Here is a 24,000-nt window from a genome sequence, read left to right on the forward strand (position 1 = left end):
GTTATAAAGGGATGTGATTCGATGGCTGCCGATGAAAGGAGAAAAGTCGGGAAGTTTTTTAGGGAAATAAAAGCCGAGATGAAGAAAGTTACGTGGCCAACAAGAGACAATTTGATTGCATATACAGAAGTTGTACTGGTTGTGGTAATAGCATTTACATTGTTGATATTCCTTGCAGACTCGGCCTTTAGCTATCTACTGAAATTAATTATAAAAAGTTAAAGGAGGATGGGGTTTATCCCCAAATCGATGATGTCTGAAACAAATTCAGCTAAATGGTATGTAGTCCATACTTATTCCGGATATGAAAATAAGGTTAAGGCGAATCTGGAAAAGTCTGTTGAAAATAGAAATCTTCAAAATTTAATACATCAAGTCGTAGTTCCGACTGAAAAAGTGGTAGAGATAAAAGACGGTAAAAAGAAGTCTGTTGACAGAAAGGTATTTCCAGGATACGTACTGGTGAAGATGGTAATGAATGATGAATCATGGTATGTGGTAAGAAATACCAGAGGTGTAACTGGCTTTGTTGGGCCTGGATCTAAACCTGTACCACTTACTGAAGCGGAAGTGAGAAGCTTAGGCATTAAGGAGATACAGACGTCAGTAGATATAAAAGTAGGCGATAGTGTTAGGGTTATTGCCGGACCACTTGAGAATTTCATCGGTGTTGTTGAAGAGATTTACCTTGACAGACAAAAGGCTAAAGTTTTGATTTCGATGTTTGGCAGAGAAACCCCAGTGGAATTTGACTTTGTCCAGATTCAAAAAATTCAATAGATGACATGAATTAGGAGGTGTAAACATGGCTAAAAAAGTTGCTGCAGTTGTCAAGATACAGTTACCTGCAGGAAAGGCTACACCAGCTCCACCAGTAGGTACAGCTCTTGGACCACATGGTGTCAATATAATGGGTTTTTGCAAGGAGTTTAATGAAAAGACGGCAAAACAAGCTGGTTTGATCATTCCTGTAGTTATTACCATATATGCAGATAGGTCATTTTCATTCATCACAAAGACACCACCTGCGGCTGTGCTTTTAAAGAAGGCTGCTGGCATTGAAAGTGGTTCACCACAGCCTAACAAGCAGAAAGTCGCAAAGATTTCAAAGGATAAAGTAAGAGAAATAGCAGAACTGAAGATGAAAGACTTAAATGCATCAGATATTGAGGCGGCTATGAGAATGATAGCTGGTACTGCAAGAAGCATGGGCATTGAAATTGAGTAGTAGTTGTTAAGTGGGAGGACTTGTGTCCGAAAAATACCACAAGGAGGTAAAAAATAACATGAAACATGGTAAGAAGTATTTAGATAGTGTGAAATTAATAGATAAGACAAGATTGTATGATGCAAATGAAGCTGTCGATTTGGTTTTGAAGACTGCAAAGGCAAAATTTGATGAGACCGTTGATCTTTCGGTAAGGCTTGGTGTTGATCCAAGACATGCAGATCAGCAGGTCAGAGGAACTGTAATACTTCCTCACGGGACAGGCAAGACGGTTCGAGTTTTGGTTTTTGCAAAAGGCGATAAAGCAAAAGAGGCTGAAGCTGCTGGTGCTGAATATGTTGGAGCTGAAGAATTAGTCGCAAAAATTCAAAATGAAAACTGGTTTGACTACGATGTTGTTATAGCTACACCAGACATGATGGGTGTAGTAGGTAGACTTGGTAAGGTCTTAGGACCAAAAGGCTTAATGCCAAACCCAAAGGCTGGTACAGTCACATTTGACATTGAGAAGGCAGTAAAAGACGTGAAAGCTGGTAAAATTGAGTACAGAGTTGACAAAAATTCAATAATCCATGTACCTATTGGAAAAGTTTCTTTCGGACAAGAGAAATTGGTTGAGAATTTCAAGACGATAATGGATGCTATAATAAGATCTAAACCTGCAGCAGCAAAAGGACAATATTTGAGAAGCGTTGTCCTCTCATCGACGATGGGACCTGGAATCAAGGTTAATCCGCAAAGAATCGTGTAATAGCTGTTGACATAAAACCATAATAGTGATATACTCTTAAAGTAAAATTGAAAACTTACCGTAGACAGTAGGTGTGGCAACACATAAATCCTACCGAGGTTTTTGATAAAGCAAAGAAGGATCCTCATGTCTACGGTGGATCCTTTTAATATTTAAGACGGGAGGTGTAAGTTTGAACACAGCGAGGGAAGCTAAGGAAAAAGTCGTTAGTGAGTTTAAGGATAAACTGGAAAGAGCACAATCCGTCATATTTACCAGCTACAGTGGATTGACAGTTGAGGACGATACTGCTTTAAGGAGAAAGTTTAAAGAAGCCAACGCTGAATATAAAGTATACAAAAATACTTTGATGTGGCGTGCGGCACAGGAACTGGGTTACACTGATTTGAAAAAGTACTTAGAAGGACCAACATCAGTTTCTTTCGGGTACGATGACCCTGTTACACCTGCTAAAATTCTGGTGGAATTTTTGAAGAACAGTAAAGGCTTGGAATTAAAAGCAGGTATTGTGGATGGCAAGATAGTAGGACCAGATGAAATAAAAGCGCTGTCCGAATTGCCGTCGAAAGAAGAACTTATCGCAAAAGCACTTGGCAGCATGAAGGCGCCTATAAACAACCTTGTGTACGTATTGTCTGGTACATTGAGAAGTCTTGTAATAGCTTTAAATGCTGTTAAAGAGAAAAAAGAAGCACAATAACACAATAAAATAAAAAAATGGAGGTATATGTAATGAATAAGGAAGAAATCTTAGAAGCCATAAAAAATATGACAGTTTTGGAATTAGCTGATCTAGTAAAAGCTTTGGAAGAAGAGTTTGGAGTTTCAGCAGTAGCACCTGTTGCTGTAGCAGCAGCACCTGCAGCAGGAGCAGCAGCAGCACCTGCTGAGGAGAAGACTGAATTTGATGTTATATTGTCAGATGTAGGTTCAGAAAAAATAAAGGTAATAAAAGTTGTTAGAGAGGTTACAAATCTTGGCTTAAAAGAAGCAAAAGACCTTGTAGAAGGTGCTCCAAAGCCAATTAAAGAAGGCGTAAGCAAAGATGAAGCAAATCAAATAAAGGCAAAATTCGAAGAAGTTGGAGCAAAAGTAGAAATAAAATAATTAAAATAAGTGTATTTTTAGGGGAAAAAGCATTCGTTAAGAGTGCTTTTTTTCTTTTAATTGAATATCTCTTATTGACATGCTTTTGCCATTGTGGTAATATTATATATTGCATTAACAGTGTCATTTATTACATAAATTAAAAGACGACAAGAAAATTTTTTATTACATGTAAATAATAGAATATTTGTATGTATTCTGGTAAATAATAATTATGTCTTTCTGTATATTATCCAAAAGCTTTCTCTTTTGGTTATTTTAAATTTATAAGGGGTGAAGTGGATGTTACATCCTGTTGATGCCGGCTACAAGAAGCGCATGAGCTTTGCAAGGATTGAAGAAGTCTTGGATATGCCTAATTTGATCGAAGTTCAAAAAAATTCCTATAAGTGGTTTTTGGAAGAAGGCTTAAGGGAAGTTTTCCGAGACATTTCTCCAATTGAGAGTTTTACCGGCAATTTGTCTTTAGAATTTTTAGACTACAAGCTTGATGACAATCCTAAGTACTCTGTAGAAGAATGCAAAGATAGGGATACTACTTATGCGGCTCCTATGAAAGTAAAGGTAAGATTGACTAATCGCGATACCGGTGAAATCAAGGAATCAGAGGTTTTTATGGGTGATTTTCCTTTAATGACTGACAAAGGCACTTTCATAATAAATGGAGCAGAGCGTGTCATCGTCAGTCAGTTGGTGAGATCGCCAGGAGTATATTACGAACAACAGTTTGATAAATTAGGGAAAAAGCTATTTTTTGCAACTGTTATACCAAATAGAGGTGCATGGCTGGAGTATGAAGAAGATTCAAATGATATCTTTTCTGTTAGAATTGATAGGACCAGAAAAGTTCCAATTACTGTTTTTCTAAGGGCTTTAGGTTATGGGACGGATGCACAGATATTGGAACTTTTTGGAGAAGATGAAAGGATAAAAGCAACGCTTGATAAAGATACTACGAAATCTGAAGAAGAAGGTTTGCTTGAGGTATATAAAAGATTGAGGCCTGGTGAGCCACCTACAGTTGAAAGCGCTAAAAGTTTGTTGTACTCTTTATTCTTTGATCCAAAAAGATACGATCTGGCGCATGTTGGTCGTTATAAATTTAATAAAAAGCTTGCACTAAGTTCAAGGCTGACAAATCAAAAGGCTGCTACAAAGATAGTTAATCCACTGACGGGTGAAATCATTGTTGAGGAAGGGCAAAGAATATCGAGAGAGACTGCTAAAAAAATCCAGGATTGCGGCATAAATGAAGTTGAAGTGCTTGTTGAAGGAAGACCAGTGAAGATAATTGGCAATAATACTGTTGATATTAATGAATATCCGCTTTCTTTTGATGTTTCAGATCTTAAAATAAAAGAGAAAGTTCATTTGACTGTCTTGAAGGAAATCCTGGATAATTTTTCAAGCGAAGATGAGATAAAAAATGAGATAAGAAGACGACTGGATGAATTAATACCTAAACATATCACTAAAGATGACATAATTGCTTCTGTAAATTACAATTTAAATCTTTCCTATGGCATTGGGTTTGTTGATGATATTGATCACCTTGGGAATAGAAGACTTAGATCAGTTGGCGAATTACTTCAAAACCAGTTTAGAATAGGTCTATCAAGGATGGAAAGAGTAGTTAGGGAAAGAATGACTATACAGGATGTCAGCGAAATTACTGCTCAAAACTTGATAAATATTAGGCCTGTTGTGGCTGCAATTAAGGAGTTTTTTGGAAGTTCACAGCTTTCACAGTTTATGGATCAGACAAACCCCCTTGCAGAGCTGACTCACAAGAGAAGATTAAGCGCATTAGGTCCTGGAGGACTAAGCAGAGAAAGAGCCGGAATGGAAGTTAGGGATGTCCACCACACGCATTACAGCAGGATGTGTCCTATAGAAACTCCTGAAGGACCAAACATAGGACTTATAGGTTCTCTTGCTACATATGCAAGGATTAATGAGTATGGGTTTATTGAAGCTCCTTATAGAAAAGTAGATAAATCGACAGGTAAGGTTCTCAATGAGATTGTGTATATGACTGCAGATGTAGAAGATGAGTATGTGATCGCTCAAGCAGATGAGCCTCTTGATGAAGAAAATAGATTTATAAATGAGAGAGTTACAGTTCGTTCAAAAGACGACATTTTGTCAGTGCCCAGAGAAGAAGTGGATTTTATGGATGTTTCCCCGAAACAGGTGGTTTCTGTCGCTACTGCAATGATTCCTTTTTTGGAAAATGACGATGCAAACAGGGCTCTAATGGGGTCAAACATGCAGAGACAGGCTGTTCCGCTTCTTGTTCCGCAGGCGCCTATCGTTGGAACTGGCATTGAGTACAAAGCTGCCAGGGATTCAGGTGTTGTAAATATTGCAAGAAACAGTGGAATAGTAGAAAGAGTTACAGCAGATAAAATAGTCATAAAAACAGATGATGGAAGACGAGACGAGTATGAACTTCTTAAATTTAAGAGGTCAAACCAAGGGACTTGCATAAATTGTAGACCAATAGTAAATGAAGGTGATCGCGTTGAAAAAGGACAGGTTATAAGCGATGGACCTTCTACAGAGTTGGGTGAAATTGCACTTGGACGCAATGTATTGGTTGGATTTATGCCTTGGGAAGGTTACAATTACGAAGATGCTATTTTAATTAGCGAAGAACTTGTAAAAGAAGATGCTCTTACATCTATCCATATTGAGGAATACGAATCAGAAGCCAGAGACACAAAATTAGGACCTGAAGAAATAACAAGGGATATTCCTAATGTTGGCGAAGAAGCATTAAAGGATTTAGACGAGAGGGGAATCATACGCATCGGTGCAGAGGTTACGGCTGGAGACATTCTCGTCGGAAAAGTGACTCCAAAAGGTGAAACAGAGCTCACTGCAGAAGAAAGACTATTAAGAGCCATATTTGGAGAGAAAGCAAGGGAAGTCAGAGATACTTCTTTAAGAGTTCCACATGGTGAAGGCGGTATAGTTGTAGATGTTAAAGTGTACACGAGAGAAAATGGTGATGAACTGCCTCCAGGAGTAAATGAGATGGTGAGAGTCTTTATCGCACAGAAGAGAAAGATATCTGTTGGCGATAAGATGGCAGGTAGGCACGGAAACAAAGGTGTCGTTTCAAGGATACTTCCCGTTGAGGATATGCCATTTTTACCGGATGGCACACCACTTCAGATTTGTTTGAATCCTCTTGGCGTTCCTTCCCGTATGAATATCGGTCAGGTTTTGGAAGTACACTTGGGACTGGCAGCAAAAGCGTTAGGGTGGTACATGGCTACACCGGTATTTGATGGTGCACATGAGGAAGACATACAAGAGCTGCTTGAAAAAGCGGGATTCTCGCCAGATGGAAAGATACAACTTTACGATGGAAGAACAGGTGAACCTTTTGATCATCCAGTTACTGTTGGATATATGTACATGCTTAAGTTGCATCATCTTGTTGACGATAAAATGCATGCCAGATCTACAGGACCATATTCTCTTGTTACACAGCAGCCACTTGGCGGTAAAGCACAGTTTGGTGGTCAGAGATTTGGTGAGATGGAAGTATGGGCCCTTGAAGCATATGGTGCTGCTCACACATTGCAAGAGATACTTACAGTTAAGTCTGATGATATAACGGGACGTGTGAAAACATACGAATCTATAGTCAAAGGTGAAAATATACCAGAACCAGGTGTTCCAGAGTCATTTAAGGTTCTTGTCAAAGAGCTGCAAAGTCTTTGCCTTGATGTTAAAGTGTTGACGGAGGATAATCAAGAAGTAGCACTGAAAGAATTTGAAGATGACGACGATGATGACATCTCAGAAGATACGATAAACATTAATATTGAAGGCAGAGAAGATGCACCACCAGAAGTAAATTATGGCGAAGAATTTAATGAAGATTTTGATGAAGATAAGGATGCATTTGACGATCTTAACTTTGAACCTAACGATATAGACTTTGGCGATAGTGACAGCTTTGATGATGATTATGATCTATAAAATTATTATGAAGGGAGCGAAACTCCTTGTTTGAGCTTAAAAATTTTGATTCGATGAAAATAGGACTTGCTTCACCTGAAAAGATAAGGGAATGGTCGAGAGGTGAAGTGAAAAAACCTGAGACTATAAATTACAGGACTTTAAAGCCAGAAAGAGAAGGATTGTTTTGTGAAAAGATATTTGGACCTACGAAGGACTGGGAATGCCACTGCGGCAAGTACAAGAGAGTAAGGTACAAAGGTGTTATATGTGATAGATGTGGTGTCGAAGTCACAAGGTCGAAGGTTAGACGTGAAAGAATGGGGCATATTGAACTTGCTGCCCCTGTTTCCCATATATGGTATTTCAAGGGTATACCAAGTCGCATGGGATTGATACTCGACATGTCGCCGAGAGCCCTTGAAAAAGTTTTGTATTTTGCGTCTTACGTTGTAATAGATCCTGGTGAGACTAACCTTTCTAAGAAACAGCTTTTAAGCGAGAAAGAGTACAGAGAATATTTAGATAAATACGGCAACAAGTTTAAAGCAGGCATGGGTGCTGAATCGATAAAAGAGCTTCTACAAGAGATTGACCTTGAGAAGTTGTCAAAAGAGTTAAAGGCTGAAATTAGGGAGTCAACAGGTCAAAAGCGCGTGAGAGCAATAAGAAGATTAGAAGTTGTGCAAGCATTTTTGGATTCAGGAAATAAGCCTGAATGGATGATACTTGACGTCATACCTGTAATTCCACCTGATTTAAGGCCAATGGTTCAATTGGATGGTGGAAGGTTTGCAACATCGGATTTGAACGATCTTTATAGAAGGGTCATAAATAGAAATAATAGATTGAAAAGACTTCTTGACTTAGGCGCTCCTGACATCATAGTCAGAAACGAGAAGAGAATGTTGCAGGAAGCCGTTGATGCCCTTATTGATAATGGAAGAAGAGGAAGACCAGTTACAGGCCCTGGTAACAGACCACTGAAGTCTTTGTCTGATATGTTAAAAGGTAAGCAAGGAAGATTTAGGCAAAACCTGTTAGGTAAGAGGGTAGACTATTCTGGCCGTTCTGTTATAGTGGTTGGTCCGGAATTAAAGCTTTATCAGTGCGGTCTTCCTAAGGAGATGGCTCTTGAGCTTTTCAAGCCTTTTGTGATGAAAAGGCTTGTTGATAAGGGAATAGCACAGCATATAAAGAGCGCTAAAAGAATGGTGGAAAAGGTCCGCCCAGAGGTTTGGGATGTATTAGAAGATGTAATCAAAGAGCATCCAGTTCTTTTAAACAGAGCACCTACACTACACCGTTTAGGCATACAGGCATTTGAACCTGTCTTAGTAGAAGGCAGGGCTATAAAGCTTCATCCTTTGGTATGTACGGCTTACAACGCTGACTTTGATGGAGACCAGATGGCAGTCCACGTTCCTTTGACTGTAGAGGCGCAAGCAGAAGCGAGATTTTTAATGCTGGCTGCTAACAACATATTAAAGCCACAGGATGGAAAGCCTGTCATGACGCCTACTCAGGATATGGTTTTAGGGTGCTACTATCTGACAGGCGATGAAGACGGCGTCTTAGGTGAAGGTAGGTTATTTAAAGATTACGAAGAAGCTCTTATGGCATATCAATTAGGTCAAATAAACATTCATGCTAAGATAAAAGTGAGAATGAAGAGAGAGGTAAATGGCGAGATCAAGACTAAAGTCATCGAGACAACTATAGGAAAGCTTATATTCAATTCAGCTATTCCTCAAGATTTGGGCTTTGTAGACAGGACAAATCCTGATACTATGTTTGACCTGGAGGTATCCACTTTAGTTGATAAGTCGAAATTGGGCAAGATATTGGATAGGGTGTACAGAGTGCATGGGCCTACAAAGACTGCTGAAACCTTAGACAAGATAAAAGCTTTAGGCTATCAATACTCTACTAAAGCTGCATTGACTGTCAGCGTTTCTGATATGGTAATACCTGAAGCAAAGAAGACTCTTTTAAATGAAGCTGACGAAGCAGTTAAGAAAATAGATGCTCAGTTTAGGCGCGGTCTCATTTCAGAAGAAGAAAGGTATGAAAGCGTCATTAGAACGTGGAACATGACGACAGAAAAAGTAAGTGACGCTCTTATGGCTAATCTTGATAGATTCAATCCTATATTCATGATGGCTCATTCAGGTGCAAGAGGTAGTAAAAACCAGATAAAGCAGTTAGCTGGTATGAGAGGATTGATGGCAAACCCTGCAGGTAGGATAATTGAGCTTCCTATAAGGTCTAACTTCAGAGAAGGACTCAATGTGTTGGAATTCTTTATTTCTACTCATGGTGCCAGAAAGGGCTTAGCTGATACAGCTTTAAGAACTGCCGACTCAGGTTATTTAACACGTAGGCTTGTAGATGTAAGCCAGGATGTAATAATAAGGGAAGATGATTGCGGCACAGATGAAGGAATTTATGTAACCGAGATTAAGGAAGGCAATGAAGTAATAGAAAAGCTTGCAGATAGATTGAGCGGAAGAGTATCATTGGAGGACATAAAAGATCCTACTACAGGCCAAATAATAGTAAAGAAAAATACGATGATTTCTGAAGAAGATGCAGAGAAGATTGAAGAATTAGGCATCAAAAAGGTTAAGATAAGATCGCTTTTGACGTGCAAATCAAAGCATGGCGTCTGCAGGATGTGCTATGGAAGGAACTTGGCTACCGGTTCGCAAGTTGAGATCGGCGAGGCTGTCGGTATAATTGCAGCGCAGGCTATAGGAGAACCAGGTACACAGCTTACAATGAGGACTTTCCATACTGGTGGTGTTGCTGGTGCTGATATAACACAAGGTTTACCGAGGGTTGAAGAGCTGTTTGAAGCGAGAAAGCCAAAAGGATTAGCCGTCATATCTGAGATACCAGGTATTGTTAAGATAAATGAAACCAAAAAGAAGAGAGAAGTTGTAATAACAGACAATGAAAATAATATTTCAAAGACATACCTTATACCTTACGGTTCAAGGCTTAAAGTTCAAGATGGACAGTACATCGAAGCAGGTGACGAGCTTACAGAAGGATCTGTGAATCCGCATGACATATTGAAGATAAAAGGATTATTTGCGGTTCAGACGTATTTATTGCAGGAAGTTCAAAAGGTGTATAGATTGCAAGGCGTTGAAATAAACGACAAACACATTGAGGTAATAATACGTCAAATGATGAGAAAGATTAAGATTGAAGATTCTGGAGATACATCAATGATGCCTGGCGAACTGGTAGACATGTTTGCTTTTGAGGAAGAAAACAGAAAAGCCGTGGAGAAAGGCTTAAGGCCAGCTTCAGGGACGAGAGCTCTTTTGGGAATTACAAAAGCTGCACTTGCTACAGATTCATTCTTATCTGCTGCATCATTCCAGGAGACAACCAGAGTTTTGACTGATGCGGCTATAAAAGGAAAAGTTGATCCTTTGATAGGTCTTAAGGAAAATGTCATAATTGGTAAACTGATTCCGGCAGGAACAGGTTTGTCAAGGTATAGAAACATTGTCGTTAAGACTGCGGGTCAATCAGAAAGTGAAGAAAATGTCGCTGAAAATGATAATGTAGAGGCGAATGTAAAATAATATCTATTGTTGACAGAGATTGACCTTAATGATAAAATATTTAAGTGTGTTAAAAACTACTTCCATGTAGGGAGGAAGAACTTAATGAGTTCAAGTAAAAGCAGTTCTTCTAAAATGGTTATAGGAGCGAAGCAGACATTTAAAGCTGTTACAAATGATAAAGCTGCTAAAGTATATATTGCTCGGGATGCTGAAGAACATGTAACTAAAAAAATCATTGATGCTTGTAATTCAAAGTCTATCGAAATAGTTTATATAGACACAATGAGTGAATTAGGTGATATGTGCGGCATTGATGTTGGAGCAGCTACTGCTGCTGAATTAAAGTAAGAGCAATAAGATTTATCCCCTAAATAGGGGATAAATCTTCTAAAAATTGGAAGGAGGTGGAATGATGCCGACGATCAATCAATTAGTAAGAGAAGGAAGAAAGAAAGTTAAATATAAATCCGCATCCCCGGCATTAAAAGGTAATCCTCAAAAGAGGGGCGTTTGCACTGTTGTTAAAACTACAACACCAAAGAAGCCTAACTCTGCTTTAAGAAAAATAGCAAGGGTAAGACTTGTCAATAACACAGAAGTCACAGCATATATACCAGGTATTGGCCATAATCTTCAAGAGCACTCTGTAGTACTTATAAGAGGTGGAAGGGTAAAAGACTTGCCTGGTGTTAGATACAAAATTATAAGAGGAACACTTGATGCAGCTGGAGTTGCAAACAGGAAACAAGCTCGCTCACAATATGGTGCTAAGAAACCTAAATGATAGGAGGGATAGTGAATGCCTAGAAAAGGCTATGTAGCAAAACGCGATGTGCTACCAGATCCAGTATATAATAGCAAAAAAGTGACAAAGCTAATAAATAAGATAATGTACAGTGGCAAGAGAGGCATAGCACAGAAGATATGCTACGGTGCATTTGATTTAATACGAGAAAAAACTGGTAGAGATCCATTAGAAGTATTTGAAGAGGCATTGAACAATGTCATGCCTGTTCTTGAAGTAAAGCCGAGACGTGTAGGCGGTGCGACTTACCAAGTACCTGTTGAGGTAAGGCCTGAGAGGAGACAAACTCTTGGAATCAGATGGATCATTGACTTTGCAAGAAAAAGAAGCGGAAGGACAATGGTTGAAAAATTAGCAGCCGAAATCATGGATGCTGCAAATAATACAGGTGCTAGCGTAAAGAAAAGAGAAGATACACATAAAATGGCTGAAGCAAATAAAGCATTCGCACATTACAGATGGTAATAATGGTTATGGTAGTGTGTATTATATGGGCAGGAAAGGAGGATATAAATGCCTAGAGATTACAGCTTAGATAAAGTTAGGAATATTGGAATAATGGCGCATATAGATGCTGGCAAAACTACTACTACCGAAAGAATACTGTTTTATACAGGAAAAGTCCATAAAATAGGTGAAGTCCATGAGGGAAATGCTACAATGGACTGGATGGAGCAAGAGCAGGAAAGAGGTATTACGATAACTTCTGCTGCTACAACATGCTATTGGAAAGATCACAAGATAAATATAATAGATACGCCGGGACACGTGGACTTTACAGTTGAGGTAGAGCGCTCTTTAAGAGTATTAGATGGTGCAGTTGCAGTCTTTTGCGCAAAGGGTGGTGTTGAGCCACAATCAGAGACAGTTTGGAGACAGGCTGATAAATACAGAGTTCCAAGATTGGCTTACGTAAATAAGATGGACATAATGGGTGCGGACTTTTTTAATGTAATTAAAATGATGAAAGAAAGATTAAACGCAAATCCTGTAGCAATACAGCTTCCTATTGGAAAAGAGGATACGTTTGTTGGGATCATTGACTTGATTAAGATGCGTGCTATCATATACGAAGATGATTTAGGTACAGTATCAGACGAAGTCGAGATTCCTGCAGATTTAAAGGATTTAGCTGAAGAGTACAGAGAAAAGCTATTAGAAGCTGTTTCAGAGCAAGATGAAGTTTTGATGGAAAAATACTTAGAAGGCGAAGAGATTACAGAAGAGGAAATACACGCTGCTTTAAGAAAGGGAACTATCAACAACGAGCTGGTGTGTGTAACTTGCGGTTCTTCTTACAAGAACAAAGGTGTTCAGCCGATGCTGGATGCTGTCGTAAGGTATCTGCCATCTCCTATAGATATTCCTGCTGTGAAAGGCATGAAGCTTAATAGCGATGAGGAGATAGAGAGAAAGGCAGATGATAACGAACCATTCTCAGCACTTGCTTTTAAGATAATGGCTGATCCTTATGTCGGAAAACTTGCGTTTTTTAGAGTATATTCTGGAACTTTGGAAGCAGGTTCATATGTTTTAAATTCCACAAAAGGAAAGAAAGAGAGAATAGGAAGAATTCTTCAGATGCACGCTAATCACAGGAAGGAAATTGATAAAGTTTATACAGGTGATATAGCTGCAGCAGTTGGACTGAAAGATACAACTACAGGCGATACATTGTGCGATGAAAATCAGCCTATTCTATTAGAGTCGATGGAGTTCCCTGAACCTGTTATAAGAGTTGCGATAGAGCCAAAAACTAAAGCTGCTCAGGATAAAATGGCAGTAGCTCTTCAAAAGTTAGCTGAAGAAGATCCTACATTTAAGACGTACACAGATCAAGAGACAGGCCAGACTATTATAGCCGGTATGGGCGAGTTGCACTTGGAAATCATAGTCGACAGAATGAAGAGAGAATTTAATGTAGAGTGCAACGTCGGTAAACCACAAGTTGCTTATAAAGAGACCATAACAAAACCTGTGCGCGTAGAAGGAAAATTCATAAGGCAGTCAGGTGGACGTGGTCAGTATGGTCATGTATGGCTTGAAATGGAGCCTTTAGAGAGAGGTCAAGGATATCAATTTGAAAATAAGATAGTCGGTGGTGTTATACCAAAGGAATACATTCCTTCAGTAGATGCCGGTGTGCAGGAAGCAATGGAAAATGGCATCCTTGGAGGATACGAAGTTGTTGACGTTAAAGTTTCATTAGTTGACGGTTCATACCATGAAGTTGACTCATCTGATATGGCATTTAAGATAGCAGGTTCAATGGCTTTCAAAGAAGGTATGAAAAAGGGTGGCGCTGTTCTTTTAGAGCCTATAATGGAAGTGGAAGTCGTTGTTCCTGAGGAATATATGGGCGATGTAATGGGTGATATAAACTCAAGGCGTGGAAGAATTGAAGGTATGATGGATAGAGCTGGTGCGAAAGTCATAAGAGGCATGGTTCCACTGGCTGAAATGTTTGGATATGCTACAGACCTTCGTTCGAAAACTCAAGGAAGAGGTACTTATACGATGCAATTTAGCCATTATGAAGAAGTACCTAAAAACATCGCTGATCAAATATTAGAAAAAAAATAAAAAATTAATGTAAGGAGGAAAAGAAATGGCAAAGCAAAAATTCGAAAGAAAGAAACCCCATGCAAACATAGGGACAATAGGACACGTAGACCATGGCAAAACGACATTAACATCAGCAATAACGATAGTATTATCAAAACAAGGAATGGCACAAGCGACAGCATACGATGAAATAGACAAAGCACCAGAAGAAAAAGCAAGAGGAATCACAATAAACACAATGCACGTAGAATATGAGACAGAGAAAAGGCACTATGCCCATGTTGACTGTCCAGGACACGCAGACTACGTAAAGAACATGATAACAGGAGCAGCGCAGATGGACGGAGCGATACTGGTAGTATCAGCAGCAGACGGTCCAATGCCACAGACAAGAGAGCACATCCTGTTAGCAAGACAGGTAGGCGTACCATACATCGTAGTATTCTTAAACAAAGCAGACATGGTAGACGACCAAGAATTAATCGAATTAGTAGAGATGGAAGTAAGAGAGCTGTTAAATGAATATGAATTCCCAGGAGATGACACACCGATAGTAGTAGGTTCAGCATTAAAAGCAATGGAATGCGGATGCGGACAAAGAGATTGCCAATGGTGTGGCAAGATATGGGACTTAATGGATGCAGTTGACAGCTATATACCGACACCAGAAAGAGATGTAGACAAACCATTCCTGATGCCAGTAGAAGATGTATTCACGATAACAGGAAGAGGAACAGTTGCAACAGGAAGAGTAGAGAGAGGCAAGTTAAAAGTAGGAGACGAAGTAGAGATAATAGGATTATCAGACGAAAGCAAGAAGACAGTAGTAACAGGAGTAGAGATGTTCAGGAAGACGCTGGATGAAGCAGAAGCAGGAGACAACATAGGAGTATTGTTAAGAGGAGTAACAAGAGACGAAGTAGAAAGAGGACAAGTCTTAGCGAAACCAGGGTCAGTAAAACCGCACACGAAATTTGAAGGACAAGTATACGTGTTAACAAAAGAAGAAGGCGGAAGACACACACCATTCTTCAATGGATACAGACCACAGTTCTACTTCAGGACAACAGACGTAACAGGAGTAATAGAATTACCAGAGGGCGTAGAGATGGTAATGCCCGGAGACCACGTAACGATGACAATAGAATTAATAACACCGATAGCGATGGAAGAAGGACTAAAATTTGCTATAAGAGAAGGCGGACACACAGTAGGAGCCGGTGTTGTTTCCAAGATTCTTGCTTAAGAAAAAATGTGCTAATAGCATAAGCTATTAGCACATAACTATTGTTTTGTCAAGACTTGAAATAATGCGCTCTTTAAGGTAAACTAATAAAGTTGGACGGATTTTTACAGAGTTGAAAACGCGTGGATGAGTGTATATGGAATTAATGATTGCTTATATAGAAGGAGGGAATAATTATGCCCAAACAGAAAATTCGCATAAGATTAAAAGCTTTTGATCATATGGTGTTAGATCAATCTGCTGAAAAGATTGTTGAGACGGCAAAGAGGACAGGCGCAGAAGTGTCAGGACCTATACCACTTCCGACGGAAAGAGATGTAATCACGATACTAAGAGCGCCACATAAATACAAAGATTCGAGGGAACAGTTTGAGACAAGGACACACAAGAGGCTTATTGATATATTAAGCCCAACACCTAAGACTGTAGATGCATTAATGAGATTGGATTTACCAGCGGGTGTCGATATAGAGATAAAATTATAAAATTAGGAAATTATGACGCGAAAGCGTCCGATGATTTCAGGAGGGTAGAAGATGAAAAAGGCAATACTAGGCAAAAAACATGGAATGACACAGATATTTGTAGGAAACGAAATGATACCAGTTACAGTTGTAGAGGCAGGTCCATGTGTAGTCGTTCAAAAGAAGACTAAAGAAAATGATGGATATGATGCTATACAAGTTGGTTTCGGTGATGTAAAAGAAAAAAGATTGATAAAGCCTTTAAAGGGACATTTTGCAAAAGCAAATGTGCCGTTTAAAAAATATTTAAGAGAGTTTAGGCTAGATGATATATCATCTTATGAAGTTGGCAGTGAAATAAAAGCTGACATCTTTTCTGTTGGCGACAGAGTCGATGTGATTGGAACATCAAAGGGTAAAGGATTTGCAGGTGTAGTAAAAAGGTACAATGCCAACAGAGGACCTATGGCCCATGGTTCTAAATACCATAGAAGACCAGGTTCGATGGGAGCTAGTTCAGATCCTTCAAGGACATTTAAAGGCAAAAAACTGCCAGGTCATATGGGAAATGAAAGAGTTACTATTCAAAACTTAGAAGTAGTAAAAGTAGATCCTGAAAAGAATTTGCTGCTTATTAAAGGTTCAGTGCCAGGAGTCAAGGGTTCGCTCCTTATGATAAGAGACACTGTTAAGAGCAAATAACGAAAGGAGGAAAATAGATGCCGAAGGTAGCGGTTTATAATATAAATGCAGAACAAATTGGTGAAATTGAATTGAGCGACAATGTATTTGGCGTTGAAGTAAATGTACCTGTCATGCATGAAGCAGTTTTAAACTATTTGGCAAACCAAAGACAGGGTACTCATTCAACAAAAAGACGTGGCGAAGTTAGAGGTGGCGGTATTAAGCCTTGGAGACAAAAAGGTACTGGTAGAGCTCGCCAAGGAAGTATAAGAGCACCACAATGGGTAAAAGGTGGTGTTGTTTTTGGGCCGAAACCGAGAGATTACAGTTACAACATTCCAAAGAAGGTTAAGAGGCTTGCATTAAAATCAGCTTTATCTTCAAAAGTAAGAGACAATGAGATAATAGTCATTGATGATATTAATATAGATGAGCCAAAAACTAAAAAAATTGCCGAGATGCTTAAAAAGTTTGATGTAAAGAATGCGCTTATTGTCATTCCTGATGGCAAGGAAAATGTTATTTTGTCATCCAGGAACATACCAAATGTAAAAGCTGTTTTCGCAAATAGCTTGAACACATACGACGTATTAAAATACGACAGATTTATAATTACGAAGGATGCGGTTAATAAAGTTGAGGAGGTGTATGCTTGATGGATGCAAGAGATATAATCTTAAAACCGGTTATTACCGAAAAAAGCATGAATCTAATGAATGAAAGAAAATACACCTTCATCGTCGATAAAAACGCGAATAAGATTCAGATAAAGCAAGCTGTTGAAGAATTATTTGGCGTCGATGTTGAAAAAGTCTATACAATGAATTATATGGGTAAGTTAAAAAGAGTAGGTAGAAATGTCGGCAGGACTAATAGCTACAAAAAGGCTATCGTGAAGCTAAAACCAAACAGCAAAGGAATTGAATTCTTTGAAGGATTGCAAGCGTAAGAGATCTATTTAAGGAGGGAAAACAATGGGTATAAAAAAATACAATCCTACATCACCTGGTAGGAGACAAATGACTGTATTGACATTTGAAGAAATTACAAAAGACAAACCAGAAAAGTCGTTGACAGTCAGTCTCAACAAAACAGGTGGACGCAATGTATACGGCAGGATAACTGTGCGCCATCGTGGCGGCGGTCACAAAAGAAAATACAGGATCATTGATTTTAAAAGAGATAAAGATGGTGTACCAGGAAAAGTAGCTTCTATAGAGTACGATCCAAACAGATCAGCATTTATTGCTCTTATCCACTATCTTGATGGTGAAAAAAGATATATTATAGCACCATATGGCTTAAAAGTTGGTGACATAGTAGAATCTGGTGAAAATGTTGATATTAAAGTAGGTAATGCGCTTCCACTAAGCCGTATTCCGGTTGGTACGTTTATTCACAATATTGAGTTAGTAGCTGGTAAAGGTGGACAGTTGGTCAGGGCAGCTGGTGCTATGGCTCAATTGATAGCAAAAGAAGGAGATTATGTGCAGGTAAGAATGCCGTCTTCAGAAGTAAGGCGCATCAGATCCAATTGTAGAGCTACAATCGGACAAGTATCTAATTTAGATCATGAGAATGTAACGATTGGTAAAGCTGGTAGGTCAAGATGGTTAGGTATAAGGCCTACAGTTAGAGGTTCAGTAATGAATCCTGTTGATCATCCACATGGCGGTGGTGAAGGTAAGGCACCTATAGGACATCCGGGACCAATGACTCCATGGGGCAAACCTGCTCTTGGATATAAGACACGTAAGAAAAACAAGTCTACTAATAAAATGATAGTAAAAAGTCGCAAAGCTTAGTTGGGAAGGGAGGCTGTGATTTTGAGTAGATCCTTAAAAAAAGGCCCTTATGTTGATGAAAAACTCTTGAAAAAGATAGAAGAAATGAATAAGAAGAATGAAAAAAAGGTTTTGAAGACATGGTCAAGGAGTTCCACTATATTCCCACAGATGGTTGGTCATACTATAGCAGTACACGATGGTAGAAAGCATGTACCTATCTATATAACAGAGGATATGGTCGGTCACAAGTTAGGGGAATTTGCTCCAACACGTACGTTCCACGGCCATGCAGATACTGAAAAGTCTTCAAAAGTACAATAGGCAAAGGAGGTAATAGTGTGGAAGCGAAAGCAGTCGCAAAATATGTAAGAATTTCACCTCAAAAAGCAGGCCTTGTTATGAATTTAATACGCGGTAAAGATGTCAATGAAGCGTTAGCGATATTAAAGTTCACTCCGAATAAGGCGGCAGGCATAGTGGAAAAAGTTTTAAAATCAGCTATTGCAAACGCTGAAAACAACTTGGGACTTGATAGAGACAACCTTTATGTTGCTAAAGCTGTTGCTGATCAAGGTCCTATAATGAAGAGAATGATGCCAAGGGCGATGGGTAGATCAAATCTGATGAGAAGAAGAACGAGCCATATAACAGTAGTAGTTGATGAAAAATAAAGGAGGGATAAAATGGGTCAAAAGATTAATCCTCGTGGCTTAAGAGTTGGTGTTTCACAAGATTGGTATGCAAAATGGTTTGCAAAGGATAAAGATTTTAGCGATCTTTTGATTGAAGATATAAAGATAAGAGACTATATAAAGAATAAAATTTATGCATCGGGTGTGCCGAAAATCGAAATAGAAAGAGCAGCTAATAGGATAAAGATTGATGTTTATACTGCAAAGCCTGGCATGGTAATAGGAAAAGGCGGAGCAGGTATAGAAGAATTGAGACAAGAAATCGAAAAAATGACGAATAAAAAAGTCGTCATAAACATCGTTGAGGTAAAAAATCCAGAGTTGGATGCACAGCTAGTGGCTGAAAACATAGCTTCACAATTAGAAAGAAGAATTTCATTCAGACGTGCAATGAAGCAATCTATAGCGAGAGCAATGAAACAAGGTGCTAAGGGTATAAAGATTGCGTGTTCAGGAAGATTGGCTGGAGCTGAAATTGCTCGTACTGAAAGATACCATGAAGGGGTTGTGCCACTACAGACATTAAGAGCTAACATTGATTATGGATTTGCGGAAGCAAATACAACATATGGCAAGATCGGCGTTAAAGTTTGGATTAACAAAGGAGAGATATTGCCACAGCCGAAGAAACAGGTAACAGCGGAAGGAGGCAAATAACCATGTTGATGCCTAAGAGAGTAAAATACAGGAAACAGCAAAGAGGCAGGATAAAAGGCAACGCTACAAGAGGAAATACAGTAACCTATGGAGATTACGGTTTGCAAGCACTTGAGGGTGGCTGGATAACAGCAGTTCAAATAGAGGCTGCCAGGGTTGCTATGACAAGGTATATAAAGAGAGGCGGAAAAGTCTGGATAAAGATTTTCCCAGATAAACCTGTTACAGAAAAACCTGCAGAGACACGTATGGGTTCTGGCAAGGGATCACCTGAATACTGGGTAGCTGTAGTGAAGCCGGGAAGAGTGCTTTTTGAGATAGCTGGTGTAAATGAAGATGTTGCAAGGGAAGCTTTAAGATTAGCTAAGCACAAACTGCCTATAAAAACGAAGTTCGTAAAACGTGAAGAATTGGGTGGTGAAGAGAATGAAGGCTAAAGAGATTAGAGAATTGACAGACGAAGAATTATTGCAGAAGCTTTCCGATTTAAAGGGAGAACTTTTTAACCTTAGGTTTCAACTTGCCACTGGACAATTAGACAATCCTATGAGAGTTAGAGATGTCAGAAAGTCTATAGCAAGAATAAAGACGATCTTAAGAGAAAGAGAACTTGGCAAGTTGAATGCATAGAAAGGAGGATTTAAATTGGAAAGAGGCATGAGAAAGGTTAGAATAGGAAAAGTCGTCAGCAACAAAATGCAGAAGACGATAGTTGTTGCTGTAGAAGATAGAATAAGACATCCACTGTACAACAAGATAGTAAGACGTACGAAGAAGTTTAAGGCACACGATGAAAACAATCAATGCAATATTGGAGATATAGTTAAGATAATGGAAACTAGGCCTTTAAGCAAAGAAAAAAGATGGAGGCTTGTTGAGATAATTAAAAAGGCAGAATGACTGAAAGGAGGTATTTGAGATGATACAGCCTCAAACAATATTAAAAGTTGCAGATAATACTGGTGCTAAAGAGATTATGTGTATACATTTGATGGGTGGTTCAACGAGAAAATTCTCTAATATAGGTGATATAATAGTTGCTTCTGTCAAAAGTGCAACACCCGGAGGTGTTGTAAAAAAAGGCGATGTAGTAAAAGCTGTCATAGTTAGAACAAAGAAAGGCATTGCCAGAAAAGATGGTACGTATATAAGATTTGATGACAACGCTGCTGTTATAATAAAAGACGATTTGCAGCCAAGAGGAACTCGTATATTTGGACCAGTTGCCAGAGAATTAAGGGAAAAAGACTTTATGAAGATAATTTCACTTGCACCGGAAGTTCTATAAGGAGGTGTAACAATTGGAGAGAAAAAAACTTCACGTCAAAACAGGTGATATAGTCACAGTAATATCTGGGAAAGATAAAGGGAAAAAAGGCAAAGTTCTTAAAGCATTGCCAAAAGAAGGCAAGGTTTTAGTTGAAGGTGTAAATGTAGTAACAAAGCATAAAAGAGCAAGAAGTCCACAGGATCAAGGTGGAATAATACATCAAGAAGCACCTATCTTTGCATCTAAAGTTATGTTATACTGCAACAATTGCGGCAAAGGAGTCAGATATGGTGTTAAAATTCTTGCCGATGGTGAGAAGATAAGATACTGCAAAAAGTGTGGAGAGACATTGTAAGTGAAAGGAGGTTTATCATGGCAAGGCTTAGAGATAAATATGTAAATGAAGTAGTACCTGCTCTTATGGAGAAGTATTCTTACAAAAATATAATGCAAGTGCCGAAATTGGAGAAGATAGTTTTAAATATAGGACTTGGTGAAGCAAGAGAAAATCCTAAAGCGATTGAAGCAGCTTCAAATGATTTGGCTGTAATAACAGGACAGAAGCCTGTGGTTACAAGAGCGAAAAAGTCAATAGCTAATTTTAAAATTCGTGCAGGCATGCCAATAGGTGTTAAAGTCACTTTAAGAGGCGAAAGAATGTATGAATTTGCAGATAAGCTGTTTAATGTAGCGCTGCCAAGAGTTAGAGATTTCAGAGGACTTCCTACAAAATCTTTTGATGGTAGAGGAAATTACTCATTCGGAATAAAAGAGCAGCTTATATTCCCTGAGATAGATTATGACAAGATTGATAAGGTTAGAGGAATGGATATAATTTTTGTGACAACAGCAAAGAATGATGAAGAAGCGAGAACACTCTTGGAGCTTATGGGAATGCCGTTTGCTAAGTAAAGGAGGTATATAAATGGCCAGAAAGGCATTGATATTGAAGCAAAAAAAGACCCCTAAATTTAGTACAAGAGCTTACAACAGGTGTAAAATTTGTGGACGTCCACATGCATATATAAGAAAATATGGAATATGCCGTGTTTGCTTTAGAGAATATGCTCATCAAGGCATTATTCCAGGCGTAAAAAAGGCAAGCTGGTAAGAGGGGAGGTATTGAAATGACAGATCCAATCGCAGATATGCTTACACGTATAAGGAATGCAAACACAGTCAGACATGAAACAGTTGAAATACCAGCATCAAACACAAAAAGAGCGATAGCAATGATAATGCTTCGCGAAGGGTTCATTAAAGCAGTTGAGGAAATAGATGATGGTAAACAAGGTATATTAAAGATTACACTTAAATACGGACCAAATAAAGAAAGAGTAATATCAGGGCTTAAAAGGATAAGCAAACCGGGTTTAAGAGTTTATGCAAAAAGCGATGAAATTCCAAGAGTCTTAGGTGGTCTTGGTATGGCTATAATATCAACATCAAAAGGCATAATGACAGATAAAGAAGCTAAAAAAGAGGGTGTCGGAGGAGAAGTTCTCTGCTATATCTGGTAATTCTAAATAGGAGGTGTAAAGCGTGTCTAGAATAGGAAAACAACCAGTTGAAATACCGAAAGATGTAACAGTTACAGTAAACAACAATCACGTTGTGGTGAAAGGACCGAAAGGTACTCTTGAAAGAGATTTTCCGAATTTGGTTAATATAGCTGTCGAAGATAATAAAGTAATAGTAACGAGAAGCAGCGATGATAAAGAAGCAAGAGCTATGCATGGTACGACAAGAGCATTGATTCAGAACATGGTAAAAGGCGTTAGCACAGGTTATGAGAAAAGCCTCGAGATCGTCGGAGTAGGTTATCGTGTTGCAAAGCAAGGGAAAAAGATAGTCTTAACTGTTGGATACTCACATCCTGTGGAAATTGAAGAAGAGCCAGGCATAGAGTTCGTTGTTGATGGAACAAATAAGATAACGGTAAAAGGCATTGATAAACAAAGAGTTGGTGAAGTGGCTGCAAACATAAGAAAGGTAAGACAGCCAGATGCATACAAAGGAAAAGGCATAAGGTATGTTGGCGAATATGTAAGGCTTAAAGAAGGCAAAACAGGTAAGAAGTAAGGGGTGATAAAATGATATCAAAAATTGATAGGCAAATGACACGTAAAAGACGTCATCTTAGAGTCAGAAAGAAAATATCGGGAACGAGTGAAAGACCTAGACTTAGCGTGTACAAAAGTTTAAGCCATATATATGCACAATTAATTGATGATGTAAATGGAGTTACATTGGCCCATGCATCCACATTAGACCCCGAGCTTAAAAGTATTGCGAAGGGAGCTAACAAAGAGTCAGCAAAATTAGTAGGAAAGCTGATTGCTAAAAAGGCGCTTGAAAAAGGGATAAAAGATGTTGTTTTCGATCGCGGCGGATATGTGTATCATGGTGTTGTTAGAGAGTTAGCAGACGCTGCAAGAGAAGGCGGTTTGAATTTTTAATAAGGAGGGAAATCATGGCTCGTATTGATATATCGAATCTTGACTTAAAAGAGAGAGTTGTAAGCTTAAATCGTGTTGCTAAAGTCGTCAAAGGTGGAAGAAATTTTAGATTTAGCGCAACGGTAGTTGTTGGAGATCCTGATAAAGGGTATGTAGGAGTAGGAACTGGAAAATCTGCAGAAATTCCTGAAGCAATCAGAAAAGCTGTAGAGGATGCAAAGAAACACCTGATCAAAGTTCCTATAGTAGGCACAACAATTCCACATGATGCTGTCGGAGTTTTTGGAGCAGGAAAGGTTTTGTTAAAGCCAGCAAAGGAAGGTACAGGAGTTATAGCCGGTGGACCTGTGCGTGCAGTTCTTGAGTCAGCAGGCATTAAAGATATTTTGACAAAATCTTTGGGCTCAGCCAACTCTACAAACATGGTATATGCTACAATTGAAGGTTTGAAATCATTAAAAACTGCTGAAGAAGTTGCTAAATTGCGCGGAATTCCTGTTGAGCAATTGCTTGGATAGGAGGATTGAAATGGCAAAATTAAAAGTGACATTAGTTAGAAGCACAATAGGACGTCAGAAGTCACAAATAGATACAGTTAGAGCTTTGAAATTAGGGAAAATAGGCAGTAGCTCTGTTTTAGATGATATACCACAAGTAAGAGGAATGATAAACAAGATTAGACATCTGGTGAAAGTTGAAGAAGTAAATGAATAGGAGGTGTAGACG

33 protein-coding genes and 1 other annotated feature are annotated in these 24,000 nt (G+C 38.8%); all 33 genes read left to right on the forward strand.

Features of this window, described 5'->3' with window-relative positions:
• The first annotated feature begins 21 nt into the window (after positions 1-21).
• Positions 22-222 (forward strand): preprotein translocase subunit SecE, encoded by a 201-nt coding sequence (secE, locus tag JJQ93_RS12020; protein WP_013787136.1) that lies wholly within the window; start codon positions 22-24, stop codon positions 220-222.
• Positions 223-252: 30 nt separating this feature from the next.
• Positions 253-780 (forward strand): transcription termination/antitermination protein NusG, encoded by a 528-nt coding sequence (gene nusG / locus JJQ93_RS12025; RefSeq protein WP_014757914.1) that lies wholly within the window; start codon positions 253-255, stop codon positions 778-780.
• A gap of 25 nt (positions 781-805) precedes the next feature.
• The gene (rplK, locus tag JJQ93_RS12030) at positions 806-1,228 is read left to right on the forward strand and encodes a 50S ribosomal protein L11 (protein WP_085113710.1); all 423 of its coding nucleotides are present in this window, start codon (positions 806-808) and stop codon (positions 1,226-1,228) included.
• 58 nt (positions 1,229-1,286) lie between these two features.
• Entirely contained in the window at positions 1,287-1,979 is a 693-nt protein-coding gene (gene rplA / locus JJQ93_RS12035) for a 50S ribosomal protein L1 (protein ID WP_041592050.1), read from the forward strand.
• 40 nt (positions 1,980-2,019) lie between these two features.
• Positions 2,020-2,137: a sequence feature (ribosomal protein L10 leader region), on the forward strand.
• A gap of 14 nt (positions 2,138-2,151) precedes the next feature.
• A complete protein-coding gene (gene rplJ / locus JJQ93_RS12040) occupies positions 2,152-2,679 on the forward strand; it encodes a 50S ribosomal protein L10 (protein WP_274893935.1) in 528 nt (175 codons plus the stop codon).
• Positions 2,680-2,711: 32 nt separating this feature from the next.
• Entirely contained in the window at positions 2,712-3,086 is a 375-nt protein-coding gene (gene rplL, locus JJQ93_RS12045; RefSeq protein ID WP_274893936.1) for a 50S ribosomal protein L7/L12, read from the forward strand.
• A 282-nt stretch (positions 3,087-3,368) separates the two neighbouring features.
• Positions 3,369-7,082 (forward strand): DNA-directed RNA polymerase subunit beta, encoded by a 3,714-nt coding sequence (rpoB, locus tag JJQ93_RS12050; protein ID WP_085113707.1) that lies wholly within the window; start codon positions 3,369-3,371, stop codon positions 7,080-7,082.
• Positions 7,083-7,108: 26 nt separating this feature from the next.
• Entirely contained in the window at positions 7,109-10,663 is a 3,555-nt protein-coding gene (gene rpoC, locus JJQ93_RS12055) for a DNA-directed RNA polymerase subunit beta' (RefSeq protein ID WP_274893937.1), read from the forward strand.
• An 84-nt stretch (positions 10,664-10,747) separates the two neighbouring features.
• Positions 10,748-10,993, forward strand: a complete 246-nt coding sequence (locus JJQ93_RS12060; protein WP_013787144.1) for a ribosomal L7Ae/L30e/S12e/Gadd45 family protein — start codon at positions 10,748-10,750, stop codon at positions 10,991-10,993.
• Positions 10,994-11,057: 64 nt separating this feature from the next.
• Complete coding sequence (rpsL, locus tag JJQ93_RS12065) at positions 11,058-11,429, forward strand: 30S ribosomal protein S12 (RefSeq protein WP_013787145.1); 372 nt, start codon at positions 11,058-11,060, stop codon at positions 11,427-11,429.
• A 15-nt stretch (positions 11,430-11,444) separates the two neighbouring features.
• Positions 11,445-11,915, forward strand: coding sequence for a 30S ribosomal protein S7 (gene rpsG / locus JJQ93_RS12070; protein ID WP_014757920.1), 471 nt, complete (start codon positions 11,445-11,447; stop codon positions 11,913-11,915).
• Between the two features lie 48 nt (positions 11,916-11,963).
• A complete protein-coding gene (gene fusA, locus JJQ93_RS12075) occupies positions 11,964-14,033 on the forward strand; it encodes an elongation factor G (protein WP_085113705.1) in 2,070 nt (689 codons plus the stop codon).
• Between the two features lie 25 nt (positions 14,034-14,058).
• The gene (tuf, locus tag JJQ93_RS12080; RefSeq protein ID WP_274893939.1) at positions 14,059-15,261 is read left to right on the forward strand and encodes an elongation factor Tu; all 1,203 of its coding nucleotides are present in this window, start codon (positions 14,059-14,061) and stop codon (positions 15,259-15,261) included.
• Positions 15,262-15,437: 176 nt separating this feature from the next.
• The gene (rpsJ, locus tag JJQ93_RS12085) at positions 15,438-15,746 is read left to right on the forward strand and encodes a 30S ribosomal protein S10 (protein WP_013296976.1); all 309 of its coding nucleotides are present in this window, start codon (positions 15,438-15,440) and stop codon (positions 15,744-15,746) included.
• Positions 15,747-15,797: 51 nt separating this feature from the next.
• The gene (gene rplC / locus JJQ93_RS12090; protein WP_085113704.1) at positions 15,798-16,427 is read left to right on the forward strand and encodes a 50S ribosomal protein L3; all 630 of its coding nucleotides are present in this window, start codon (positions 15,798-15,800) and stop codon (positions 16,425-16,427) included.
• A 17-nt stretch (positions 16,428-16,444) separates the two neighbouring features.
• Positions 16,445-17,065: a 50S ribosomal protein L4 gene (rplD, locus tag JJQ93_RS12095; RefSeq protein WP_013787150.1), complete on the forward strand. Its 621-nt coding sequence runs from the start codon at positions 16,445-16,447 to the stop codon at positions 17,063-17,065.
• Positions 17,065-17,358 (forward strand): 50S ribosomal protein L23, encoded by a 294-nt coding sequence (gene rplW / locus JJQ93_RS12100; RefSeq protein ID WP_013787151.1) that lies wholly within the window; start codon positions 17,065-17,067, stop codon positions 17,356-17,358. The genes rplD and rplW overlap by 1 nt, the downstream gene beginning before the upstream one ends.
• A 25-nt stretch (positions 17,359-17,383) precedes the next feature.
• Positions 17,384-18,214 carry a 50S ribosomal protein L2 gene (rplB, locus tag JJQ93_RS12105; RefSeq protein ID WP_085113703.1) on the forward strand — a complete coding sequence of 277 codons (831 nt, stop codon included), beginning with the start codon at positions 17,384-17,386 and terminating at the stop codon, positions 18,212-18,214.
• 21 nt (positions 18,215-18,235) lie between these two features.
• A complete protein-coding gene (rpsS, locus tag JJQ93_RS12110; RefSeq protein WP_013787153.1) occupies positions 18,236-18,517 on the forward strand; it encodes a 30S ribosomal protein S19 in 282 nt (93 codons plus the stop codon).
• Between the two features lie 17 nt (positions 18,518-18,534).
• Positions 18,535-18,867 (forward strand): 50S ribosomal protein L22, encoded by a 333-nt coding sequence (gene rplV, locus JJQ93_RS12115; RefSeq protein ID WP_085113702.1) that lies wholly within the window; start codon positions 18,535-18,537, stop codon positions 18,865-18,867.
• A gap of 12 nt (positions 18,868-18,879) precedes the next feature.
• Complete coding sequence (gene rpsC, locus JJQ93_RS12120; protein ID WP_013787155.1) at positions 18,880-19,545, forward strand: 30S ribosomal protein S3; 666 nt, start codon at positions 18,880-18,882, stop codon at positions 19,543-19,545.
• Positions 19,546-19,547: 2 nt separating this feature from the next.
• Positions 19,548-19,982, forward strand: a complete 435-nt coding sequence (gene rplP, locus JJQ93_RS12125) for a 50S ribosomal protein L16 (protein WP_013787156.1) — start codon at positions 19,548-19,550, stop codon at positions 19,980-19,982.
• Complete coding sequence (gene rpmC / locus JJQ93_RS12130) at positions 19,972-20,175, forward strand: 50S ribosomal protein L29 (RefSeq protein ID WP_013296985.1); 204 nt, start codon at positions 19,972-19,974, stop codon at positions 20,173-20,175. Before rplP ends, rpmC begins: the two co-directional genes overlap by 11 nt.
• 15 nt (positions 20,176-20,190) lie before the next feature.
• Entirely contained in the window at positions 20,191-20,445 is a 255-nt protein-coding gene (gene rpsQ, locus JJQ93_RS12135) for a 30S ribosomal protein S17 (RefSeq protein WP_013787157.1), read from the forward strand.
• Between the two features lie 19 nt (positions 20,446-20,464).
• Positions 20,465-20,833, forward strand: coding sequence for a 50S ribosomal protein L14 (gene rplN, locus JJQ93_RS12140; protein ID WP_013296987.1), 369 nt, complete (start codon positions 20,465-20,467; stop codon positions 20,831-20,833).
• Positions 20,834-20,846: 13 nt separating this feature from the next.
• On the forward strand, positions 20,847-21,170 hold the full coding sequence (gene rplX, locus JJQ93_RS12145; protein ID WP_013787158.1) for a 50S ribosomal protein L24: 324 nt from the start codon (positions 20,847-20,849) through the stop codon (positions 21,168-21,170).
• 17 nt (positions 21,171-21,187) lie between these two features.
• Positions 21,188-21,727 carry a 50S ribosomal protein L5 gene (gene rplE / locus JJQ93_RS12150; protein ID WP_013787159.1) on the forward strand — a complete coding sequence of 180 codons (540 nt, stop codon included), beginning with the start codon at positions 21,188-21,190 and terminating at the stop codon, positions 21,725-21,727.
• 13 nt (positions 21,728-21,740) lie between these two features.
• Complete coding sequence (locus JJQ93_RS12155; RefSeq protein ID WP_013296990.1) at positions 21,741-21,926, forward strand: type Z 30S ribosomal protein S14; 186 nt, start codon at positions 21,741-21,743, stop codon at positions 21,924-21,926.
• Between the two features lie 10 nt (positions 21,927-21,936).
• Positions 21,937-22,335, forward strand: a complete 399-nt coding sequence (gene rpsH / locus JJQ93_RS12160; RefSeq protein ID WP_274894104.1) for a 30S ribosomal protein S8 — start codon at positions 21,937-21,939, stop codon at positions 22,333-22,335.
• 22 nt (positions 22,336-22,357) lie between these two features.
• Entirely contained in the window at positions 22,358-22,897 is a 540-nt protein-coding gene (gene rplF / locus JJQ93_RS12165) for a 50S ribosomal protein L6 (protein ID WP_013787161.1), read from the forward strand.
• An 11-nt stretch (positions 22,898-22,908) separates the two neighbouring features.
• Positions 22,909-23,274, forward strand: a complete 366-nt coding sequence (gene rplR, locus JJQ93_RS12170) for a 50S ribosomal protein L18 (protein WP_274893943.1) — start codon at positions 22,909-22,911, stop codon at positions 23,272-23,274.
• 14 nt (positions 23,275-23,288) lie between these two features.
• Positions 23,289-23,792 carry a 30S ribosomal protein S5 gene (gene rpsE / locus JJQ93_RS12175; protein WP_013787163.1) on the forward strand — a complete coding sequence of 168 codons (504 nt, stop codon included), beginning with the start codon at positions 23,289-23,291 and terminating at the stop codon, positions 23,790-23,792.
• Positions 23,793-23,802: 10 nt separating this feature from the next.
• Positions 23,803-23,988, forward strand: coding sequence for a 50S ribosomal protein L30 (gene rpmD / locus JJQ93_RS12180; protein WP_274893944.1), 186 nt, complete (start codon positions 23,803-23,805; stop codon positions 23,986-23,988).
• The last annotated feature ends 12 nt before the right edge of the window (positions 23,989-24,000 follow it).

Origin of the sequence: Thermoanaerobacterium sp. R66, from assembly GCF_028895185.1 — a bacterium.
Taxonomy (GTDB): Bacteria; Bacillota; Thermoanaerobacteria; order Thermoanaerobacterales; family Thermoanaerobacteraceae; genus Thermoanaerobacterium.

Excerpts from the sequence above, each read along its gene's own strand:
- secE (WP_013787136.1), top strand. The coding sequence starts at position 22 with ATGGCTGCCGATGAAAGGAGAAAAGTCGGGAAGTTTTTTAGGGAAATA.
- nusG (WP_014757914.1), top strand. The coding sequence starts at position 253 with ATGTCTGAAACAAATTCAGCTAAATGGTATGTAGTCCATACTTATTCC.
- rplK (WP_085113710.1), top strand. The coding sequence starts at position 806 with ATGGCTAAAAAAGTTGCTGCAGTTGTCAAGATACAGTTACCTGCAGGA.
- rplA (WP_041592050.1), top strand. The coding sequence starts at position 1,287 with ATGAAACATGGTAAGAAGTATTTAGATAGTGTGAAATTAATAGATAAG.
- rplL (WP_274893936.1), top strand. The coding sequence starts at position 2,712 with ATGAATAAGGAAGAAATCTTAGAAGCCATAAAAAATATGACAGTTTTG.
- rpoB (WP_085113707.1), top strand. The coding sequence starts at position 3,369 with ATGTTACATCCTGTTGATGCCGGCTACAAGAAGCGCATGAGCTTTGCA.
- JJQ93_RS12060 (WP_013787144.1), top strand. The coding sequence starts at position 10,748 with ATGAGTTCAAGTAAAAGCAGTTCTTCTAAAATGGTTATAGGAGCGAAG.
- rpsL (WP_013787145.1), top strand. The coding sequence starts at position 11,058 with ATGCCGACGATCAATCAATTAGTAAGAGAAGGAAGAAAGAAAGTTAAA.
- rpsG (WP_014757920.1), top strand. The coding sequence starts at position 11,445 with ATGCCTAGAAAAGGCTATGTAGCAAAACGCGATGTGCTACCAGATCCA.
- fusA (WP_085113705.1), top strand. The coding sequence starts at position 11,964 with ATGCCTAGAGATTACAGCTTAGATAAAGTTAGGAATATTGGAATAATG.
- tuf (WP_274893939.1), top strand. The coding sequence starts at position 14,059 with ATGGCAAAGCAAAAATTCGAAAGAAAGAAACCCCATGCAAACATAGGG.
- rpsJ (WP_013296976.1), top strand. The coding sequence starts at position 15,438 with ATGCCCAAACAGAAAATTCGCATAAGATTAAAAGCTTTTGATCATATG.
- rplC (WP_085113704.1), top strand. The coding sequence starts at position 15,798 with ATGAAAAAGGCAATACTAGGCAAAAAACATGGAATGACACAGATATTT.
- rplD (WP_013787150.1), top strand. The coding sequence starts at position 16,445 with ATGCCGAAGGTAGCGGTTTATAATATAAATGCAGAACAAATTGGTGAA.
- rplW (WP_013787151.1), top strand. The coding sequence starts at position 17,065 with ATGGATGCAAGAGATATAATCTTAAAACCGGTTATTACCGAAAAAAGC.
- rplB (WP_085113703.1), top strand. The coding sequence starts at position 17,384 with ATGGGTATAAAAAAATACAATCCTACATCACCTGGTAGGAGACAAATG.
- rpsC (WP_013787155.1), top strand. The coding sequence starts at position 18,880 with ATGGGTCAAAAGATTAATCCTCGTGGCTTAAGAGTTGGTGTTTCACAA.
- rplP (WP_013787156.1), top strand. The coding sequence starts at position 19,548 with ATGTTGATGCCTAAGAGAGTAAAATACAGGAAACAGCAAAGAGGCAGG.
- rpmC (WP_013296985.1), top strand. The coding sequence starts at position 19,972 with ATGAAGGCTAAAGAGATTAGAGAATTGACAGACGAAGAATTATTGCAG.
- rplN (WP_013296987.1), top strand. The coding sequence starts at position 20,465 with ATGATACAGCCTCAAACAATATTAAAAGTTGCAGATAATACTGGTGCT.
- rplE (WP_013787159.1), top strand. The coding sequence starts at position 21,188 with ATGGCAAGGCTTAGAGATAAATATGTAAATGAAGTAGTACCTGCTCTT.
- JJQ93_RS12155 (WP_013296990.1), top strand. The coding sequence starts at position 21,741 with ATGGCCAGAAAGGCATTGATATTGAAGCAAAAAAAGACCCCTAAATTT.
- rplR (WP_274893943.1), top strand. The coding sequence starts at position 22,909 with ATGATATCAAAAATTGATAGGCAAATGACACGTAAAAGACGTCATCTT.
- rpsE (WP_013787163.1), top strand. The coding sequence starts at position 23,289 with ATGGCTCGTATTGATATATCGAATCTTGACTTAAAAGAGAGAGTTGTA.
- rpmD (WP_274893944.1), top strand. The coding sequence starts at position 23,803 with ATGGCAAAATTAAAAGTGACATTAGTTAGAAGCACAATAGGACGTCAG.